The 12,824-nt window shown below is 72.1% G+C and carries 14 protein-coding genes; 13 read left to right on the top strand and 1 reads right to left on the bottom strand.

The window, feature by feature from the left end:
* Nucleotides 1–18 precede the first annotated feature (18 nt).
* From lepB to LE181_RS14310, 8 genes are all read left to right on the top strand, one after another.
* Nucleotides 19–888 carry a signal peptidase I gene (gene lepB / locus LE181_RS14345; RefSeq protein WP_308103131.1) on the top strand — a complete coding sequence of 290 codons (870 nt, stop codon included), beginning with the start codon at nucleotides 19–21 and terminating at the stop codon, nucleotides 886–888.
* Nucleotides 881–1,387 (top strand): NUDIX hydrolase, encoded by a 507-nt coding sequence (locus LE181_RS14340; RefSeq protein WP_225661646.1) that lies wholly within the window; start codon nucleotides 881–883, stop codon nucleotides 1,385–1,387. The genes lepB and LE181_RS14340 overlap by 8 nt, the downstream gene beginning before the upstream one ends.
* A gap of 39 nt (nucleotides 1,388–1,426) precedes the next feature.
* Nucleotides 1,427–1,735 carry a DUF2469 domain-containing protein gene (locus tag LE181_RS14335; protein WP_126916304.1) on the top strand — a complete coding sequence of 103 codons (309 nt, stop codon included), beginning with the start codon at nucleotides 1,427–1,429 and terminating at the stop codon, nucleotides 1,733–1,735.
* A gap of 192 nt (nucleotides 1,736–1,927) precedes the next feature.
* Nucleotides 1,928–2,287 carry a YraN family protein gene (locus LE181_RS14330; protein ID WP_225661645.1) on the top strand — a complete coding sequence of 120 codons (360 nt, stop codon included), beginning with the start codon at nucleotides 1,928–1,930 and terminating at the stop codon, nucleotides 2,285–2,287.
* Complete coding sequence (locus LE181_RS14325) at nucleotides 2,287–3,957, top strand: YifB family Mg chelatase-like AAA ATPase (RefSeq protein ID WP_225661644.1); 1,671 nt, start codon at nucleotides 2,287–2,289, stop codon at nucleotides 3,955–3,957. The genes LE181_RS14330 and LE181_RS14325 overlap by 1 nt, the downstream gene beginning before the upstream one ends.
* 13 nt (nucleotides 3,958–3,970) lie before the next feature.
* Nucleotides 3,971–5,155, top strand: coding sequence for a DNA-processing protein DprA (dprA, locus tag LE181_RS14320; protein ID WP_225661643.1), 1,185 nt, complete (start codon nucleotides 3,971–3,973; stop codon nucleotides 5,153–5,155).
* 256 nt (nucleotides 5,156–5,411) lie between these two features.
* Nucleotides 5,412–6,248: an RNA polymerase sigma factor WhiG gene (gene whiG, locus LE181_RS14315; protein WP_225661642.1), complete on the top strand. Its 837-nt coding sequence runs from the start codon at nucleotides 5,412–5,414 to the stop codon at nucleotides 6,246–6,248.
* Nucleotides 6,249–6,334: 86 nt separating this feature from the next.
* A complete protein-coding gene (locus tag LE181_RS14310) occupies nucleotides 6,335–6,892 on the top strand; it encodes a TetR/AcrR family transcriptional regulator (protein ID WP_225661665.1) in 558 nt (185 codons plus the stop codon).
* Between the two features lie 120 nt (nucleotides 6,893–7,012).
* Here the strand turns inward: LE181_RS14310 and LE181_RS14305 are convergent, their stop codons facing one another.
* Complete coding sequence (locus tag LE181_RS14305; protein ID WP_225661641.1) at nucleotides 7,013–7,705, bottom strand: M23 family metallopeptidase; 693 nt, start codon at nucleotides 7,703–7,705, stop codon at nucleotides 7,013–7,015.
* 315 nt (nucleotides 7,706–8,020) lie between these two features.
* On the opposite strand from LE181_RS14305, the gene rpsB reads away from it, so the two are divergent.
* The 5 genes from rpsB (at nucleotide 8,021) to LE181_RS14280 (ending at nucleotide 12,662) form a co-directional block, all read left to right on the top strand.
* Complete coding sequence (gene rpsB / locus LE181_RS14300) at nucleotides 8,021–8,869, top strand: 30S ribosomal protein S2 (RefSeq protein ID WP_225661640.1); 849 nt, start codon at nucleotides 8,021–8,023, stop codon at nucleotides 8,867–8,869.
* 175 nt (nucleotides 8,870–9,044) lie between these two features.
* Nucleotides 9,045–9,881 (top strand): translation elongation factor Ts, encoded by an 837-nt coding sequence (gene tsf, locus LE181_RS14295; protein WP_225661639.1) that lies wholly within the window; start codon nucleotides 9,045–9,047, stop codon nucleotides 9,879–9,881.
* A gap of 162 nt (nucleotides 9,882–10,043) precedes the next feature.
* Entirely contained in the window at nucleotides 10,044–10,823 is a 780-nt protein-coding gene (gene pyrH, locus LE181_RS14290) for a UMP kinase (protein ID WP_225661638.1), read from the top strand.
* A 169-nt stretch (nucleotides 10,824–10,992) separates the two neighbouring features.
* Nucleotides 10,993–11,550 carry a ribosome recycling factor gene (frr, locus tag LE181_RS14285; RefSeq protein ID WP_225661637.1) on the top strand — a complete coding sequence of 186 codons (558 nt, stop codon included), beginning with the start codon at nucleotides 10,993–10,995 and terminating at the stop codon, nucleotides 11,548–11,550.
* Nucleotides 11,550–12,662 carry a phosphatidate cytidylyltransferase gene (locus tag LE181_RS14280; RefSeq protein WP_225661636.1) on the top strand — a complete coding sequence of 371 codons (1,113 nt, stop codon included), beginning with the start codon at nucleotides 11,550–11,552 and terminating at the stop codon, nucleotides 12,660–12,662. The genes frr and LE181_RS14280 overlap by 1 nt, the downstream gene beginning before the upstream one ends.
* Nucleotides 12,663–12,824: the final 162 nt, after the last annotated feature.

The raw sequence follows: 12,824 nt of genomic DNA, 5'->3' as shown, positions 1-12,824 counted from the left end.
AGCGGGGCGGGAGACGGCATGAGCGCAACCGACGGAACGGAACGCAGCGCGGCAGGCGGTGCGGAAAGCAGCGCCCCCAGCAGCGCGGAACATAGCGCGACCGACGGTGGGGAACGCGGCGCGACCGACGGTGCGGAACGCAGCGCGGCCGGCGCAGCGGAACGTGATGACGACGGCCGCGGCCGGACGGGCAGGGTGCTGTCCGGGCTGGCCGTGGCCGTCGGCTGTGTGCTCTTCCTCGGCGGCTTCGCCTGGGCGGCCCTGCTGTACCGGCCCTACACCATCCCCACCGACTCGATGGAGCCCACGATCGGCCGTGGCGACCGGATCCTGGCCCAGTCCATATCCGGCGACCAGGTGCGCCGCGGCGACGTCGTGGTCTTCGTGGACCAGGCATGGGGCAGCTCCCCGATGGTCAAACGCGTCGTCGGCATCGGCGGCGACAAGATCGAGTGCTGTGACCGGCAGGGCCGGCTGACCGTCAACGGCGAGCCCGTCGAGGAGCCGTACATCGACGCCGACGGCCCGGCCTCACGCACCGGCTTCTCCGCCACCGTGGCCGAGGGCCGGCTGTTCCTCCTCGGCGACCACCGCACCGACTCCCTCGACTCCCGCAGCCACATGGCCGACGGCGGACAGGGCACGGTTCCGCGCGGCGCGGTCACGGCACGCGTGGACGCCACGGCCTGGCCGTTCGCCCGCGCCGGCATGCTCGACCGGCCCGCCTCCTTCGCCGCGCTGCCCGGCGGCACCTCCCGCCCCGGCCCGCTGGTGCTCATCACGACGTGCGTCGTCGCGGGCGCGGCGCTCATCCTGGGAGGTGCGGCGTACGGACCGCTGGCCCGGCGCCTGACGGGACGCGGAAAGGCGGCGGTGCCCCATGGCTGACCCTGGTCCCCCCGGCCCCGGCCTGCGCCGGGCCGCCCGCGTCATCCTGCTCGACCCCGCCGACCGCGTACTGCTGATGCACGGCTACGAGCCCGCCGACCCGGCCGTCACCTGGTGGTTCACCCCGGGCGGCGGACTGGAGGGAGACGAGAGCTGGGAGGAGGCGGCGCGCCGCGAGCTGGCCGAGGAGACCGGCATCACACAGATCGAGCTCGGGCCGGTGCTCTGGCTGCGGACCTGCTCCTTCCCTTTCGACGGGCGGCACTGGGAGCAGGACGAGCGCTACTACCTCGCCCGCACCGAGCAGACCCCCGCCTGGACCGGCGGCGGGACGGAGCTGGAACGGCGCAGCATCACGGGACTGCGCTGGTGGACGTGCGCGGAACTGCTGGCGGCGCGTGAGACGGTGTATCCGACCAGGCTCGCCGAGCTGCTGCGTACGCTGCTCGACGAGGGGCCCCCGAATACGCCAGTGCTCCTGGAGACTGAGCGCGCCTGACGCACAATGGGGGGACGCACGGCTGAAGGGGAACATGCCATGAGCGCCGAGGACCTCGAAAAGTACGAGACCGAGATGGAGCTGAAGCTCTACCGGGAGTACCGCGACGTCGTCGGTCTGTTCAAATACGTGATCGAGACCGAGCGCCGCTTCTACCTCACGAACGACTACGAGATGCAGGTGCACTCCGTCCAGGGTGAGGTCTTCTTCGAGGTCTCGATGGCCGACGCCTGGGTGTGGGACATGTACCGGCCCGCGCGGTTCGTGAAGCAGGTGCGGGTGCTCACGTTCAAGGACGTGAACATCGAGGAGCTCAACAAGACGGACCTCGACCTGCCGGGGACCTGAGCCTTCGTCGCGGCCGGGGCTGGGGCCGGGGCCGGGGCTGGGCTTGGCTGGGGCCGGGGGTCCGGGCCGGGGCCCAGGGTGGGGCCGGAACCTCTCGTTCGAGTGGCGGGGTTTTCCCCAAGCGACGGGTTATCCACCAAGATCCAACGGGATGGCCCGGGGGCTTCATAGTCGGCACCGGAGGTGGTGTTGATGAACGCCCGAGGGGGACTCGGCCGCTACGGGGAGGGCCTGGCGGTGCGCCGGCTGACCGAGGCCGGAATGACGGTGCTGGCACGCAACTGGCGGTGCCGCCAGGGCGAGATCGACGTCGTGGCGCTCGACGGCGACGTCCTGGTGATCTGTGAGGTCAAGGCCCGGCGCGGCGGCGCGTACGAGCACCCGATGGCGGCGGTCCGGCCCGGCAAGGCCGACCGCCTGCGGATACTGGCCGGCCACTGGATGGCCCGGCACGGCGGGGCACCGCCGGGCGGGGTGCGCATCGACGTGGTGGGCGTGGTGGTCCCGGACCGCGGCGCGCCCGTCGTCGAGCACGTCAGGGGGGTGGCCTGATGGGATTCGCCCGTACGTGCTCGGTGGCCCTGGTCGGGGTCGAAGGGGTGGTCGTCGAGGTCCAGGCCGACCTGGAGCCCGGCGTGGCCGCCTTCACGCTGGTGGGGCTGCCCGACAAGAGCCTGGTCGAGAGCCGGGACCGGGTGCGGGCCGCCGTGGTCAACTCCGGTGCCGAATGGCCGCAGAAAAAGCTCACCGTGGGACTCAGCCCGGCCTCCGTGCCCAAGAGCGGTTCGGGATTCGACCTCGCGGTGGCCGTGGCGGTGCTGGGCGCCGCCGAAGCCGTCGATCCCGCGGCCATCGCCGACCTGGTGATGATCGGTGAGCTGGGGCTCGACGGCCGGGTCCGCCCCGTACGGGGCATCCTCCCGGCCGTGCTCGCCGCAGCCGACACCGGATACCGCCAGGTCGTCGTGCCGGAACAGACCGCGGCGGAGGCGGCACTGGTGCCCGGCGTCTCCGTCCTGGGAGTGCGCAGTCTGCGCCAGCTCATCGCGATCCTCACCGACGCCCCGGTGCCGGAGGAGGAACCCCCGGGACAGGGCCGGCCCGACCCCATGCTGGCCGGCCTGCTGGTGCCCGGCGCCGGCGTGGGAAGCGGCTCGGCCGCCAGCGCCCGCACGGCCGGGGAAGGGACGGGCGGGCCGGACCTCGCGGACGTGGCGGGCCAGCACACCGCACGGCTCGCCCTGGAAGTGGCCGCCGCCGGCCGCCACCACCTGCTGCTCTCCGGACCGCCGGGCGCGGGCAAGACGATGCTCGCCGAACGACTTCCGGCGATCCTTCCCCCGCTGACACAGCAGGAGTCCCTGGAGGTGACCGCAGTCCACTCGGTGGCGGGCATGCTGCCGCCGGGCGAGCCCCTGGTCGCGGCGGCTCCCTACTGCGCGCCGCACCACTCCGCGACGATGCAGTCGCTGGTCGGCGGCGGCAACGGCCTGCCCCGACCCGGCGCCGTCTCCCTCGCCCACCGGGGAGTGCTCTTTCTCGACGAGGCGCCGGAGTTCAGCACCAAGGCCCTGGACGCGCTGCGCCAGCCGCTGGAGTCCGGGCACGTGGTGGTGGCCCGCACGGCGGGAGTGGTGCGGCTGCCCGCCCGCTTCCTGATGGTGCTGGCCGCCAACCCCTGTCCCTGCGGCCGGCACACCCTGCACGGAGCGGGCTGCGAATGCCCCGCCTCGGTCATCCGCCGATACCAGGCCCGGCTCTCCGGCCCCCTGCTGGACCGGGTGGACCTACGGGTCGAGGTCGAACCCGTGCAGCGCGCCGACCTCCTGGGACAGGGCGGCCGGGGCGAGCCGACGGCCGTGGTCGCCGCGCGGGTCGCCGAGGCAAGAGCCCGGGCCGCCGCCCGGCTCGCGGACACCCCCTGGACCGCCAACAGCGAAGTGCCCGGCCATGAGCTGCGCACCCGCTGGCAGGCGGCCCCCGGAGCACTCGCCCCCGCCGAGCGCGACCTGGAACGGGGCCTGCTGACGGCCCGTGGGCTGGACCGCGTCCTGCGGGTCGCCTGGACCCTCGCGGACCTCACCGGTCACGACCGCCCCGAGGCCGACGACGTGACCCTGGCCCTGGAGCTGCGCACCGGCATCGCCCGGGGCGCCCCGCTGCCGGTCCGGCGACCGGTGCTGCTGCCCGAACGGGTGCCGGTCCGCGGAGACGAGTCGTGAGCGGGGGCCCGTCGTGAGCGGGGGAGTGAGCGATGCGGAGCGGCTGGCGCGGGCGGCGCTGACGCGGCTGACCGAGCCGGGTGACGAACACGTCGGGCGGTGGCTGCGGCAGCTGGGCGCGGTGGAGCTGGTGCAGGCGCTGACCGGGGCCGGACCGCCGCCCGAAGGGGCCCGCCCGGACCGGCTGGAGGGATGCCGGGCCCGGGCGGAGACGCTCGATCCCCGGGCCGACCTCGCCGCCGTCGCCCGGCTCGGCGGCCGCTTCCTGTGCCCGGGCGAGCCCGAATGGCCCGGACAGCTCGACGACCTGGGGGACGCCCGGCCCATCGGGCTGTGGGTGCGCGGCAGCGCGAACGTACGGCTGTGGGCGCTGCGGTCCGTCGCCGTCGTCGGCGCCCGGGCCTGTACCGACTACGGCTCGCACGTCGCGGCCCTCCTCGGGTCGGGGCTCGCGGAGCGCGGCTGGGTGGTGGTCTCCGGAGCGGCGTTCGGCGTCGACGGCGCGGCGCACCGGGGAGCGCTCGCCGCGGGCGGGGCGACGGTGGCCGTGCTGGCCTCGGGGGTCGACGTGCCCTACCCGCGCGGACACGCGGAACTGATCGCGCGGATCGCCGAACAGGGTCTCGTCCTCGCCGAGTTGCCGCCGGGCGGGCACCCCACGCGCAGCCGCTTCGTGATGCGCAACCGCGTCATCGCCGCCCTGACGCGCGGAACGGTGGTCGTGGAAGCCGAGTACCGCAGCGGATCGCTCGTCACCGCCCGCCGGGCCCGCGCGCTGGGGCGGCAGACGATGGGCGTGCCCGGCCCCATCACCTCGGGGCTCTCCGCCGGGGTGCACGAACTGCTGCGCGAAGGGGCGTGCCTGGTGACCGACGCCGACGAGGTCACCGAGCTGGTCGGCAGCATCGGCGAGCTCGCCCCCGAGCGACGAGGGCCGGTCATCCCCCGGGACCTGCTGGAGCCGGGGGCCCGGCGAGCCCTGGAGGCGGTGCCCGGCCGGGGCGGCGGCGAGCTCGCGCTCATCGCCCGCAACGCCGGGATGGGCCGGGACCGCACGCTCGCCAGCCTGTACGAACTCCGGGCGCTGGGGTTCGTGGAACGGCTGGGCGATCGCTGGCAGTTGGCTGACGCGGCGTCAACATCCGGCACCACCAAGCCCCCCGGACGGCGCCCCCCTGTGCGGCGAGGCGGTCCTTGACCTGGGGTGATCGGGTGAAAGGGTTAAGGAGGTGACCGCGACGGCCGATACGGCGGGCTCCGTGCGGCCGACGGTCGCCGCCCGTGGCCGTCACGCGTGAAGCGGCCCGCGGAGGGCCCCACCCCGCGGAACGCATCCGTGCATATCGAAGGGGTCTCCTCGCTCACCGCAGCGCCGCAGTCACGCTACGCTCACGGAATCCATCCATTCGTACCACCCGATCCACCGTCCACAGCAGAACGGCTCAAGACGACGAATGCCCCAGCACACCTCCGGGTCCGACCGCGCGCCGGCACCGCCCGCAGCACGCGGCGCCGTGCGCCCTCCCGCACCCTCGACGCTCGATGAGCTGTGGCGGTCGTACAAGGCATCGGGCGACGACCGGCTGCGGGAGCAACTGATCCTTCACTACTCACCCCTGGTGAAATACGTGGCGGGCCGCGTCAGCGTCGGGCTGCCGCCCAATGTGGAGCAGGCCGACTTCGTCTCCTCCGGGATCTTCGGCCTCATCGACGCCATCGAGAAGTTCGACCCCACCCGCTCCATCAAGTTCGAGACCTACGCGATCACCCGCATCCGCGGCGCGATGATCGACGAACTCAGGGCGCTGGACTGGATCCCGCGCTCCGTCCGGCAGAAGGCGCGCGCCGTCGAACGCGCCTACGCGACCCTGGAGGCCGAGCTGCGTCGTACGCCATCGGAGGCCGAGGTCGCGGCCGAGATGGGCGTCACCCTCGACGAACTGCATGCGGTCTTCAGCCAGTTGTCCCTGGCCAACGTGGTCGCCCTGGAGGAGCTGCTGCACGCGGGCGGCGAGGGCGGTGACCGCCTGAGCCTCATGGACACCCTGGAGGACACCGCGGCCGACGACCCCGTCGAGGTCGCCGAGGACCACGAGCTGCGCAGGCTGCTGGCCCGCGCGATCAACACCCTCCCCGAGCGGGAGAAGACCGTGGTCACCCTCTACTACTACGAGGGGCTCACCCTCGCCGAGATCGGCCACGTCCTCGGCGTCACCGAGAGCAGGGTGAGCCAGATCCACACCAAGTCCGTCCTGCAGCTGAGGGCCAAGCTCGCGGACGTCGGGCGCTGAATCGTCCGCTGAATCGTCCCTCCAGCGTCGTCCCCGGCAGGCCCTGTCCGTAAAGTGGGAGCGTGCCCAGGATTCGAGCGGCCTCAGTGGCCGAGCACCGGACGATGCAGCGCGGCGCCCTGCTGGACGCCGCCCGCTCCCTGCTGTCCGAAGGCGGGACGGAGGCCCTGACCTTCCCCGCCCTCGCCGAGCGCACGGGACTCGCGCGGTCCTCGGTCTACGAGTACTTCCGCTCCCGGGCCGCCGTGGTCGAGGAACTGTGCGCCGTCGACTTCCCCGTCTGGGCGGCGGAGGTCGAGGCCGCCATGGAGCGGGCCGACACGCCTGAGGGGAAGATCGAGGCATATGTGCGGCAGCAGCTGACGCTCGTCGGCGACCGCCGCCACCGCGCCGTGGTCGCCATCTCCGCCGGGGAGCTGGACGCCGGCGCCCGCGAGAAGATCCGCGCCGCGCACGGCGGCCTGGTCACCATGGTCGGCGAAGCACTCATGGCCCTCGGCCACGAGCAGCCCCGCCTGATCGCCATGCTGCTCCAGGGCGTCGTCGACGCCGCCGTCCGCCGCATCGAGCTCGGCGCGGCCGAGGAACCGGACCGCATCACCGAGGCCGCCGTCGCCATGGCACTACGAGGCGTCCGCGGCTGACGGGGCCCTCCCCCCTCCCCCCTCCCCCCTCCCCCCTCCCCCCTCCCCCCTCCCCCCTCCCCCCTCCCCCCCTCCCCCCTCCCCGGCCCCCTCCACTGCCTGCAGACCCCTTCACTGCGTCTACTGCGTGAACCCGAACCCGATGGTGGTGCCCGGGCGCCCGTCCGTCAGGGGGAGCAGGCGCGAGGGCGGGCGGCGCAGCATCCAGGGTGGGAGCAGCGTCAGCGGGTCCAGGTAGGCGTCGCCGCGGCGCAGGCCCCAGTGCAGGCAGGTCGTCGCGCCGCAGTGGGACGGGCCGGCCTCCAGCACTCCCAGCACCGCACCCGCCGTCACACGGTCGCCCTCGCGCACCATCGCGCGCACCGGTTCGTACGTCGTGCGCAGCGGCGGGCTGCCCGTTCCCGTCAGCTCGACCGCCACCACCCCGCGGCCCGCGACCGTGCCCGCGAAGGACACCGTTCCGGGGGCGGCGGCCCGCACCGGGCTGCCCGGTGGGGCGCCCAGGTCCGCGCCCCGGTGTCCGGCGGCCCAGGGGGCCGGAGGCGGGCGCCAGGCCCGGAGGACCGGTGGCCGGGGAGCCAGCGGCCACGAGCGGCTGGCGGCCGGCCCCTGCGGACCTGGCCCCTGCGGACCTGGCCTCTGCAGACCCGGGCCTTGTGGGCCTGGGCCCTGTGGCCCCGGGCTCTCGGGGCCCGGGCCCTGGGGGCCCGGGCGCGGCGCCGGGGCGGGGGCGGCCTGGGGCGCGGTGGTGCAGAGGAGGAGGGCGAGCACGCCGAGCACCAGCGGTCGCACAGCCGTACGGAGTCGTCGCATGGAGTCACCATGCCCGGAAGGCGGCGGTGCTCGGGGATCTTGAGCGCAACCTGTGGACTACTCGCGGGTTGTGGACAACGCCGTCACCCGGCGCTTCTCCGGTCCCGTACACTTCTCATGGCGATCCGGGTCACCGGGTCGACTTCGCACGCCCCGCCACCGGCGCGTCAGACCCTCTCGGGCAGCACGGTGGCCGTGTCTCTCGGTCCATGGAACGGCTCCTCGCAAGGGTGACGTCCACGGCAGGCGCGTCGGGGCGTCAGGAGCGGCGGCCGCCCGGCCGTCGTGGAACCGAGTATTTCAAGGAGCGCGGCCATGGCCGTCGTCACGATGCGGGAGCTGCTGGAGAGCGGCGTCCACTTCGGTCACCAGACCCGTCGTTGGAACCCGAAGATGAAGCGTTTCATCTTCACGGAGCGCAACGGCATCTACATCATCGACCTGCTCCAGTCGCTGTCGTACATCGACCGCGCCTACGAGTTCGTCAAGGAGACCGTCGCGCACGGCGGCTCCATCATGTTCGTCGGTACGAAGAAGCAGGCCCAGGAGGCCATCGCCGAGCAGGCGACCCGTGTCGGCATGCCCTACGTCAACCAGCGCTGGCTGGGCGGCATGCTCACCAACTTCTCGACCGTCTACAAGCGCCTGCAGCGCCTGAAGGAGCTCGAGCTCATCGACTTCGAGGACGTGGCCGCCTCCGGCCTCACCAAGAAGGAGCTCCTGGTCCTCTCCCGCGAGAAGGCCAAGCTGGAGAAGACCCTCGGTGGTATCCGCGAGATGCAGAAGGTGCCCAGCGCCGTCTGGATCGTGGACACCAAGAAGGAGCACATCGCCGTCGGTGAGGCGCGCAAGCTCCGCATCCCGGTCGTCGCGATCCTCGACACCAACTGCGACCCCGACGAGGTCGACTACAAGATCCCGGGCAACGACGACGCCATCCGCTCCGTCACCCTGCTCACCCGCGTGATCGCCGACGCCGTCGCCGAGGGCCTCATCGCCCGCTCCGGTGGTGCCGGTGAGGGCAAGGGCGAGAAGGCCGCCGGCGAGCCCCTCGCCGAGTGGGAGCGCGACCTGCTTGAGGGCGAGAAGAAGGCCGACGAGGCCGCCGCCGAGAAGCCGGCCGAGGCCGAGGCCGAGAAGCCGGCCGACGCCGAGCAGGCCTGACACCCTCCCGTGACCGACGGCGGGGGTGAGAGCCCCCGCTGTCGTCCGGTGGATCCACTGTCGGGCCCCGTCAGCGGGACGGGGACCGGCAGGTGTGGTGACCTCAAGACGGACCAGCCTTGCCCGTGACGCCGCGAAGGCCGGGCAAGGCGTAGTGCAGAAGAAGGATTGAAGGATGGCGAACTACACCGCCGCTGACGTCAAGAAGCTGCGTGAGCAGACCGGCGCCGGCATGATGGACTGCAAGAAGGCGCTCGACGAGGCCGAGGGCAACCTTGAGAAGGCCATCGAGATCGTCCGCGTCAAGGGCCTGAAGGGTGTGGCCAAGCGCGAGAGCCGCACCACCGAGAACGGCGCCGTCGCCTCCCTCATCGCCGAGGACAACACCTCCGGTGTCATCGTCGAGCTCAAGTGCGAGACCGACTTCGTCGCCAAGGGCGAGAAGTTCGTCGCCGTCGCCGACGCCCTGGCCGCCCACATCGCCAAGACCGCTCCGGCCGACGTCGCCACCCTGATGGCGTCCGAGATCGAGGCCGGCAAGACCGTCCAGGCGTTCGTGGACGAGGCCAACGCCACCCTGGGCGAGAAGATCGTCGTGGACCGCTTCGCGCAGTTCGCCGACGGCAAGGTCTACTCCTACATGCACCGCACCGCCGCGGACCTGCCCCCGCAGGTCGGCGTCCTGGTCGAGCTGGACAAGGACAACGCCGAGGTCGCCAAGGACGTCGCGCAGCACATCGCCGCGTTCGCTCCGAAGTTCCTCTCCCGTGACGCCATCTCCGCCGACGTCGTGGAGAACGAGCGCCGCGTCGCCGAGGCCACCGCTCGCGAGGAGGGCAAGCCCGAGGCCGCCCTGCCGAAGATCGTCGAGGGTCGCCTCACCGGCTTCTTCAAGGAGCAGGTCCTGCTGGACCAGCCCTTCGCGAAGGACAACAAGAAGACCGTCCAGAAGGTCCTGGACGAGGCCGGTGTCACGCTGAAGCGCTTCGCCCGCATCCGCGTCGGCGCCTGAGCTGTCCGCAGGACAGCGAATGACCCGCGACCCGCTAGGGTCGTACGCAGCCGACCGTCCACCGGCCGGCCGCTGATGTGACGAGGAGGCCATTGCCGCAGAGGGAACCGAAAGGATCCATCCGGCAATGGCCTTCTTCGTATGTGCACGAGGAGAACTCCAATGAACCAGGGCGCGGACGCCAAGCAGGCCGCCGACGACACGAGCGCCGACCAGGGCAAGCCCCGTCGGTTCCTGCTGAAACTGTCAGGTGAGGCCTTCGCCGGTGGCGGTGGGCTGGGCGTCGACCCCGACGTCGTGCACGCCATCGCCCGCGAGATCGCGGCCGTGGTCCGCGAGGGCTACGAGATCGCGGTCGTCATCGGCGGCGGCAACTTCTTCCGCGGCGCCGAGCTGCAGCAGCGCGGAATGGACCGGGCCCGCTCGGACTACATGGGCATGCTCGGCACCGTGATGAACAGCCTCGCCCTCCAGGACTTCCTGGCCAAGGAAGGCGTCGAGACCCGGGTCCAGACCGGCATCACCATGGGCCAGGTCGCCGAGCCGTTCATCCCGCTGCGCGCCGTGCGCCACCTGGAGAAGGGCCGCGTCGTGATCTTCGGCGCCGGCATGGGCATGCCCTACTTCTCCACCGACACCACCGCCGCCCAGCGCGCCCTGGAGATCCACGCCGAGGCGATCCTCATGGGCAAGAACGGCGTCGACGGGATCTACGACTCCGACCCCAAGAAGAACCCCGACGCGGTGAAGTTCGACGCCCTGGAGTACGGCGAGGTGCTCGCCCGCGGCCTGAAGGTCGCCGACGCCACCGCCATCAGCCTGTGCATGGACAACAAGCTGCCGATCCTGGTCTTCGAGCTGCTGGCCGAGGGCAACATCGCGCGTGCGGTGAAGGGTGAGAAGATCGGCACGCTCGTGAGCGACCAGGCCACGCGGGACTGAGACCCGCAACGCCGTCCATGGTGAGCACCCGAGGTGCCACCGACGGCAACTCGCTGCCGCGGGAAGACCTCGGCACGGGGATGGACAACCGCCTGCCGGTCGGACACCGTGCAGGAGAAGACGCGCGCAGGGGCGAGGCTCTGCTTACTGATAACACCAGGAGCAAGTGGTGATCGAAGAGATCCTCCTCGAAGCCGAGGAGAAGATGGAGAAGGCCGTTGTGGTCGCCAAGGAGGACTTCGCGGCGATCCGCACCGGGCGTGCGCACCCGGCGATGTTCAACAAGATCGTGGCGGACTACTACGGTGCGCTGACGCCCATCAACCAGCTGGCGTCGTTCTCGGTGCCCGAGCCGCGCATGGCCGTGGTCACGCCGTTCGACAAGAGCGCCCTGCGCAACATCGAGCAGGCGATCCGCGACTCCGACCTCGGCGTCAACCCGAGCAACGACGGCAACATCATCCGGGTGACGTTCCCGGAGCTCACCGAGCAGCGCCGCCGCGAGTACGTCAAGGTCGCCAAGACCAAGGCCGAGGACGCCAAGGTCTCGATCCGCTCCGTCCGCCGCAAGGCGAAGGACGCCCTCGACAAGCTCGTCAAGGACAAGGAGTCCGGCGAGGACGAGGTGCGCCGCGCGGAGAAGGAGCTCGACGACACCACCGCGAAGTACGTCGCGCAGGTGGACGAGCTGCTCAAGCACAAGGAAGCCGAGCTGCTTGAGGTCTGATGAACGACGCATCCTGGGGAGCCCCGCCGCGCGCCGGTAGCTGGGGAGTCACCGACCAGGGTCCTTCCCCCCTCCACGGCTGGGAAGGACCCCCACCGGCGGGTCCTCTGCACGAGGGGGGCGCCGCGGCGCAGACTCGCCCCATGCCCATTGTGCCCGGAGCAGGCGGATACCAGGACGACGGAGCCGACCGTGAGCAGGGGGCCGCGCACATCGGCGGCCCCCTGTTCCGCGATGAACAGGAGCCCGACATCCGGCCGCAGGAGCCTGCCGCCCCCCAGGGGGCCAAGGCCAAGAAGAGCGCGGGCCGCGATCTGCGGGCCGCGATAGGGGTCGGCGTGGGCCTCGGGGCCGTCATCCTCGCCTCCCTGTTCATCTACAAGCCCGTCTTCCTCGGCGTGATCGTCGTCGCCGTGGTGGTCGGGCTGTGGGAGCTGACGTCCCGGCTCGCCGAGCGCAAGGCCATCAAGGCCCCGCTGGTGCCGCTCGCCATCGGCGGGGCCGCGATGACGGTGGCCGGCTACGTCAACGGGCCCGAGGGCGCGTGGGTGGCCATGGCCTTCACCGCGCTCGCCGTGCTCGTGTGGCGGATGACGGAGCCGCCGGACGACTACCTCAAGGACGTCACGGCCGGCATCTTCGCGGCGTTCTACGTGCCGTTCCTCGCGACCTTCGTGGCGCTGATGCTCGCGGCCGGCGACGGCGCCTGGCGGGTGCTGACGTTCCTCGTCCTGACGGTCGTCAGCGACACCGGCGCCTACGCGGTCGGCTGGCGCTTCGGCAAGCACAAGCTCGCCCCGCGCATCAGCCCCGGCAAGACGCGCGAGGGCCTGCTCGGCGCGGTGGCGTTCGCGATGGTGGCGGGCGCCCTGTGCATGCAGTACCTGATCGACGACGGCGTGTGGTGGCAGGGTCTGCTGCTGGGCCTCGCGGTCGCCGTCAGCGCCACCCTGGGCGACCTCGGCGAATCCATGATCAAGCGGGACCTGGGCATCAAGGACATGGGCGCCCTGCTCCCCGGCCACGGCGGGATCATGGACCGGCTGGACTCGCTGCTGCCGACCGCTCCGGTGGTGTGGCTGCTGATGGTCGCGTTCGTGGGCTCCGCCTAGATCGATTCGGCCTGGATCCGTGCCAGGTACCCTGGAAGGGCTCGTCGCTGCGCGGCGGGCCCTTTTCCGGCCCCGCGCCCGCGGGGGTGCCCCGTGTGAGATCTCCGGGTTCCGGCATCGTCCTGCCGCTGGCTCCGCGACAGCGGAGATCATCCGCTCTCG

This window comes from Streptomyces sichuanensis (assembly GCF_020328095.1).
In the GTDB taxonomy this organism is placed as follows: domain Bacteria; phylum Actinomycetota; class Actinomycetes; order Streptomycetales; family Streptomycetaceae; genus Streptomyces; species Streptomyces cinnamoneus.
This window is presented reverse-complemented; position numbering and strand designations above follow the sequence as displayed.